The organism is Streptomyces mesophilus, from assembly GCF_040300965.1.
GTDB lineage: Bacteria > Actinomycetota > Actinomycetes > Streptomycetales > Streptomycetaceae > Streptomyces > Streptomyces mesophilus_A.
The window spans coordinates 1-5,976 of record NZ_JBEPEW010000261.1; the positions used below are offsets into that span (position 1 = coordinate 1).

General features: G+C 71.4%; 8 protein-coding genes. 3 read left to right on the forward strand and 5 right to left on the reverse strand.

All coding sequences use genetic code 11. The features are described 5' to 3' along the window. Positions 1-275 (reverse strand): hypothetical protein (locus ABT367_RS40295; RefSeq protein ID WP_352258803.1); only part of this gene is annotated, 275 nt, incomplete at its 3' end. Between the two features lies 1 nt (position 276). Here ABT367_RS40295 and ABT367_RS40300 point away from each other — a divergent pair. Beyond that, on the forward strand, positions 277-549 hold the full coding sequence (locus tag ABT367_RS40300) for a peptidoglycan-binding domain-containing protein (protein WP_352258805.1): 273 nt from the start codon (positions 277-279) through the stop codon (positions 547-549). A gap of 22 nt (positions 550-571) precedes the next feature. Here ABT367_RS40300 and ABT367_RS40305 read toward each other — a convergent pair whose 3' ends face one another. Beyond that, complete coding sequence (locus tag ABT367_RS40305) at positions 572-979, reverse strand: DUF1992 domain-containing protein (RefSeq protein ID WP_352258807.1); 408 nt, start codon at positions 977-979, stop codon at positions 572-574. 140 nt (positions 980-1,119) lie between these two features. Between ABT367_RS40305 and ABT367_RS40310 the strand changes: the two genes are divergently transcribed. Beyond that, the gene (locus ABT367_RS40310; RefSeq protein ID WP_352258809.1) at positions 1,120-1,512 is read left to right on the forward strand and encodes a hypothetical protein; all 393 of its coding nucleotides are present in this window, start codon (positions 1,120-1,122) and stop codon (positions 1,510-1,512) included. A 96-nt stretch (positions 1,513-1,608) separates the two neighbouring features. On the opposite strand, the gene ABT367_RS40315 is transcribed toward ABT367_RS40310, so the two are convergent. Genes ABT367_RS40315 through ABT367_RS40325 form a run of 3 tightly spaced genes read right to left on the reverse strand, consistent with a single transcriptional unit; the run spans position 1,609 to position 4,895 of the window. After that, positions 1,609-2,169, reverse strand: a complete 561-nt coding sequence (locus tag ABT367_RS40315; protein ID WP_352258810.1) for an MOSC domain-containing protein — start codon at positions 2,167-2,169, stop codon at positions 1,609-1,611. A 41-nt stretch (positions 2,170-2,210) separates the two neighbouring features. Then, entirely contained in the window at positions 2,211-3,389 is a 1,179-nt protein-coding gene (locus tag ABT367_RS40320) for a DUF2330 domain-containing protein (protein ID WP_352258812.1), read from the reverse strand. Positions 3,390-3,431: 42 nt separating this feature from the next. Beyond that, positions 3,432-4,895: an MFS transporter gene (locus ABT367_RS40325; protein ID WP_352258813.1), complete on the reverse strand. Its 1,464-nt coding sequence runs from the start codon at positions 4,893-4,895 to the stop codon at positions 3,432-3,434. 282 nt (positions 4,896-5,177) lie between these two features. Between ABT367_RS40325 and ABT367_RS40330 the strand changes: the two genes are divergently transcribed. Beyond that, a partial coding sequence (locus ABT367_RS40330) for a glycosyltransferase family 87 protein (protein ID WP_434975649.1) occupies positions 5,178-5,976 on the forward strand: 799 nt, incomplete at its 3' end.

Genomic DNA, 5,976 nt, shown 5'->3' on the forward strand with positions numbered 1-5,976 from the left:
GTCTGCGGGGCCGCGGTCGCCGTGGTGGCCGTGGCGGCCACGGCCAGCGGGTTCTTCTCGGGCGACGACGAGGGCACGAAGGAGCAGGCGCTGCCGGACCGGTCCACCAGCGCCCCGGCGAGCAGTGTCGCGCCGAGCCCGAGCGAGAAGGCCTCGAAGTCGGCCTCCCCGAGCCCGTCGCCCTCCAAGTCGGCCAGTGCGTCGGCATCCCCTTCGGCCTCGCCGTCCAGGACGCCGAGCGCTTCCCCCTCGCCCACGCTCAAGGCCTCGGGCACGGTGACGACGTCTCAGCCGCCGCAGGGCACGGGCGCCGGCACGCTGCAGCTGGGCGACAGCGGCCCGGAGGTGGAGCGGATGCAGGGAATGCTGCGGGAGGTCTGGGTCTACCACGGCCGCCCGGACGGGAACTTCGACGACAAGACCCGGGAGGCCGTCGAGATGTTCCAGGTCTGGTACGGCGTGAACGAGGACCCCAAGGGTGTCTACGGTCCGGCCACGCGGGCCGCCCTCGAGCGTGCGGTCGGGGACGGGGACCGCCAGCGGGACTGACCCGTCCCCGCGGCCGCCCGGTTCAGCCCGCGTCCCGCGCCCGGCGCCACTCCCGTACGGCCTCGTCGACATCCACAGGGCCCCGTCCCAGCGCCGGTCCGGGCGGGGGGCGGCGCAGGAAGACCGTGATCTTCTCGTTGAGCGGTTCGAGCAGGGCGCGGACCGCCCGCTCCGAGGGGGCGCCGGTCACCGCGGCCAGGGCGTCCTCGATCTCCTTGCGCAGCACGAGGGTCGGGGGCAAGGCGCCGGGGAGTTTCTCCTCGTGCATCTTCTTGCGGATCCACCACAGTTCGTCGTACGGCCGGTCAAGACCCTCCAAGGGCTTGCCCGTACCCGGCAGGCGCGCGAAGTCACCGCGCGCCTCGGCCTCACGAATCTGTTGGTCGACGAAGGACTCGAAGCTGACACCAGGGGGCTTACGCTCGGTCATGGCTCAAGTGTGGCAAAGGCGCGCGCGAGCGTCCCGGCCGGAAGTGTGGCCTCGGTCACGCGGCCGGGCGGGCGGCGCGCTCTAAGATGCGGCGGCGCGCGTCAACCGCGCCGTATGTTCCGTGACTTGAAGGAGCGCAGGTGCTCGAGCTCACCATGGCCTCGGTCTCGCAGGCGGACGCAGGTGCTACGGCCGGGATGGCCATGGCGGACGCGGACAGCACCCCGGGGGCGGTGCTGCGGGTCGGCCGCGACCGTACGGTGTGCCGGCTCGCGCCGCCCGAGGACTGGCTGTTCATCTCGCGTACGCATCTGGAGTTCCTGTGCGGACCGGACGGTGTCTGGCGCGTGACCTGGCTGCTCGGCTCGCACCCCGATCCGGCCTCCGAGGTGCAGGTCCGGGTCGGGCAGCAGCAGCAGCCGCTCGCCTACGGGGCCACGATGGCGCTGCCGCACGGCGGCTCGGGTGAGGTGATCATCCAGGACCGCACGAGCCCGCGTACGGTCAACGTGGGCTTCTACCACGAGATATGAGGGACCGTCACCTGGTGTGAAGGGTCGTCATCGGGTGTGAGGGGCCGCCACCGGGATGAGGGGTCGTCATCGGGTGTGAGGGACCGTCACCGAGAGCTAGACGCGTTCCAGCGGCCGGTGCGGTCCGTCCGGAAGTTCGGCCTTGATCGCATCGCCGGGACGGACCAGACCGCCCTCCCGTACGACCGTCATGATGCCCGCCTTGCGGACGAGCGCGCCGTCCTCGTCGCGGAACACGACCTGCTTGAGCAGCCCGTCCTGATAGCCGTCGATCTGCACGCACGGATTGCGCAGCCCGGTGACCTCCAGGACCGCCTCGGCGCCGATCCGCAGCAGGGTGCCGGTGGGCAGGCCGAGCAGGTCGATTCCGCCGGTGGTGATGTTCTCGCCGAGCGCGCCCGGCACCACCTCATGCCCCTGTTCGGCGACCTCGGCGAACAACTCCTCGTGGATCAGGTGCACTTGGCGCAGATTGGGCTGCGTAGGGTCCTGGGCGACCCGCGAGCGGTGCTTCACGGTCACGCCCGCGTGGACGTCGCCCTCGACGCCGAGCCCGGCGAGCAGCGTGATGCTGTCGCGGTTCGGCTTCGTGAACGAGTACGTGGCGTTGCTGCTGACCGCCGTCACGGTCCCCTGGTGGTCCCTGCTCGTGTCCATGCCCAAGCCCCCCTGCCTGCTGAAACGGATCTCCCGCGACCCTAATCGAGCGGCGGCGGAGTCCATACGGGCGGGGGCGGGGTGACCGTTCGCCGCGCTCGCGCGACCGCACGCCAGACGATGGCGGTGAGCAGCAGCAGGGCTGTGCCGCCGACGGTGACGATCCATGCGGGGATCCCCGCCCAGCGCAACAACTCCTCGTCGTAGACGACCTCTTGATACGGCTCGTCCGTGGCGGTCCGGCGCAGCTCGTGGTCGCCGGTGATGTCCGAGGGCTCGGGGAAGATCTGCTCGATCGCCGTGAGATAGCGCGTCCGCCCGCCGGCGAAGGAGTCGAGCGCCGGGCCCGGCGAGGCGCTCAGCCGCCCCGCGTACGTGACATCCGGCAGATATCCGCCGATCGCCGAGCGCGTCTCCATCCGGTGCGCGGCCAGCACGTACAGGTCCAAGGCCTGGGGCTGCGCGGCCAGTCGGGAGAGCCGCATCGGATAGACGAGGCGGTCGCTCGCGAACGAGATCCGCAGCGGGTCGAGCGCGCCGCCGAGCGTCGAGGTGCCGCCCTCGTCCGGTGCGAGGCGGATCGCCACGTAACTCCAGCCTTGATCGACGTACGGGCGCAGCGCCTGCGACAGCCGCTCGGGGAGCCGGAAGCCCTCCTGCTGCAGCCAGTCGGCCAGCGCGTCCGGGTCGGATGCGGTCAGCCGGGCCACGTCGAAGGGTCCGAGCCGTTCGCGTCCCGTGACGCCCACGGGCGCCGAGCTCTCGGGGGCGCCGGCCCCCGCACCGTCGCGCAGCTCAGGGTCCGAGAACGGGAAGTCGCCCTCGCGCGGCCAGAAGTAGCGGCGCTCCTTGTGCACGGGCGCGGTGAGTTCGGCGAGCTCGTCGAAGAGCGCACGGTCGCCGAGCTCCACGTCGGCGCGTGACGGCACCGGCATGATCCAGGCGGCTTCGCGGGCGTCTCCCCGCACCGAGAGACGCATCGCGATCTCCTGCCGCTCGCCGTCCCAGCGCACGGCCGACACCTCGCGGTCCACGGAGATCGAGGAGCCCTCGCCCGGCACCATCGCCCCGCACCCGCAGGCATACGCGGGGCTGATCAGTGACCCCAGTTGGAGCGCGAGAAGTGCGAGCAGTACCGCGGCGATCCGGCGGCCGAGTGGGACTGCCGGCCCTCGATCGTCCCCGACAGTGGCCGGCCGTTCCCGGAACCCGAAGCGCATGCGTCCATCCCCCCGTGCAGACTCACGGGCTCAGACGGCCGCCTACCGTGCGCCGGTTCCCACCAGGACCTTCTCGTCCGCCGCGGCCCTCGGGCCGCCGGCGAGCGCCCGCAGCTGCCGCGCCTCGGCCTGCGTCTCCACGGCGGGCGGAGAACCGGGCAGCGGACGCCCGGCCGACTCGGGCATGATCCAGGCGGCGATCCCGCCGATCACGGCCGCGCCCATGAGGTAGTACGCGGGGATCATGAGGTTCCCCGTGCCGGCGATCAGCGCCGCCGCGATCAGCGGGGTCGTACCGCCGAAGAGCGAGACGGAGATGTTGAAGCCGACGGACAGCGAGCCGTAGCGGACCTTCGTCGGGAACAGCGCGGGCAGCGCCGAGGGCATCGACGAGGTGAAGCCCACCAGGAGCAGACCGAGGCCCGCGAGACCGAGCGCGATCGCCCAGGTCGAGCCGGCACGGATCAGCAGCAGTGCGGGCACGGACAGGAGCACGAACCCGACGCAGGCGCCGCCGATGACGATCCGGTGGCCGACGCGGTCGTTGAGCCGCCCCATCGGGATCTGCACGGCCATCATCAGGACCATCACGCCGATGAGGATCAGGGTGCCGTGCGTGGCGTCGTAGCCGAGTTCCTCGCTGAGGAAGGTCGGCATGTACGAGAGCAGCATGTAGTCGGTGACGTTGAAGACCAGGACGAGCCCGATGCACAGCATCATCGCCCGGCCGTTGCCCACGAACATCTCGCGCAGCTTCGGCTTGGGCAGCGCCTTCTGCTTGGCCTCGGCCTCGTCGGCGAGCGCCTGGAACGCCGGGGTCTCCTCCAGCTTCATCCGCACGTACAGACCGATCAGACCGACCGGTCCTGCGATCAGGAACGGGATGCGCCAGCCCCAGCCGTACAGGTCGGGCTCGGCCATGAACGTGGTGAGGCCCGTCGCGAGCAGGGCACCGGCGACATAGCCGACGAGCGTGCCGAACTCCAGGAACGAGCCGAAGAACCCGCGCTTCCTGTCCGGCGCGTACTCGGCGATGAAGGTGCACGCGCCGCCGTACTCACCGCCGGTCGAGAAGCCCTGCACCATGCGCGCCAGGATCAGCAGCACGGGGGCCCAGACACCGATGGTGTTGTACGAGGGGATCAGACCGATCGCGAAGGTGCCCGCCGCCATCATGATCATGGTGAGGGCGAGGACCTTCTGGCGGCCGATGCGGTCGCCGAGCGGTCCGAAGAAGGCGCCGCCGATCGGGCGGACCAGGAAGGCCGCGGCGAAGGTGCCGAGCGCGGAGAGCACCTGGGCGGTGCTGGAGGCCTCGGGGAAGAAGACATGGCCGATCGTCACGGCGAGATAGCCGTAGACGCCGAAGTCGAACCACTCCATGGCGTTGCCGAGCGCGGCCGCCTTCACCGCTCGCTTTACGAGCGCCGGGTCGGTGACGGTGACGTCGCCGACGGGCGGCTGCGGAGTTTCGGACGGTTGCCGGTCCAGAGTGGTGGGTGACATGAGAGTCGACCATAGGACCCGCTTGCCCGGTTACGTGCCGTGTGCGGTCCTTTGCGTACTGACGGGAAACCCCCTCCTGCCAGGCCTGACGTACACAAGATCAATCGTGGATAAGCGCACGCTTTGTGACCTTTGTCGCGCGCTGAAGCCGCAACCGCAGCCTCCGCGAGGCAACCCGCAGCCCCCGCGAGGCAACCCAGGACCCCCGATACCGGCGTCTTTCTCTCAAAGGCGGGGATACGCGCAGATGAAGGAGCGGCTGGGGGAGGGGGCCGGGCGACCGTGGTGAACGCGGAGCGCAGCGAGCGGCAGTCGGTCTTCGGGGCGGGCGTCCCGATCGGCCGGACCGGAGCCGCGAGCGTCGCGTTATGGCTGCTCGCGGCCGTCCTGGGCGCCCGGCAGATCGCGGCCGCCCTGCGCTCGCCGCCCGGTGAGCGGCTGATCGAGCTGGAGAACTGGATCGGCCCGCTCGGGGTCCTCCAGGTCCGCGGCTCCCTCTATGCCGGCGGGGAGTTCAGCGGTACGCCCTTCACCGGACTCGTCCTCAAACCGCTGAAGCAGTCGGCGGAGCAGTCGCTCGGCGTCGTGTGGACCTTCGGCACGCTGCTCCTGGTCGCGCTCATCGGCGTCGTCGCCGCCCGTGCCCTGCCCGCCCCCGTCACCCGGCGGGCCGCGCTGCTCGGGGCGCCCGTCGCGATCGTGCTGATGATGGTGTCGCTGCCGGTGCGCAACACCCTGCACCTCGGGCAGACCAGCATCATCCCCGTACTCCTGGTCCTGCTCGGCTGTTTCGCCGTCCGCGGCGAACGCGCCGGCGGTGTCCTCATCGGGATCGCCGCCGCCCTCCAGCCCACGGTGCTCCTCTTCGCGCCGCTCCTGTGGTGCACGGGCCGCCGCCGCGCCGCCGTCTCCACCGCCGCCACCTTCGCGGCCGCGACCGCCCTGGCCTGGGCGGCCATGCCCCAGGACTCCTGGACGTACTGGGTGCACCATCTGGCGGGCGCCGGCCTCGGCGGCGCCCCCGCCCAGGTCTCCAACCAGTCCCTGCACGGCGCGCTCCTGCGGCTCGGCCTGCACGGGC

Bases quoted from the DNA above. Each gene is read 5' to 3' on its own strand.
- ABT367_RS40315 (WP_352258810.1), bottom strand. From the start codon at position 2,169: ATGGACACGAGCAGGGACCACCAGGGGACCGTGACGGCGGTCAGCAGC.
- ABT367_RS40305 (WP_352258807.1), bottom strand. From the start codon at position 979: ATGACCGAGCGTAAGCCCCCTGGTGTCAGCTTCGAGTCCTTCGTCGAC.
- ABT367_RS40325 (WP_352258813.1), bottom strand. From the start codon at position 4,895: ATGTCACCCACCACTCTGGACCGGCAACCGTCCGAAACTCCGCAGCCG.
- ABT367_RS40320 (WP_352258812.1), bottom strand. From the start codon at position 3,389: ATGCGCTTCGGGTTCCGGGAACGGCCGGCCACTGTCGGGGACGATCGA.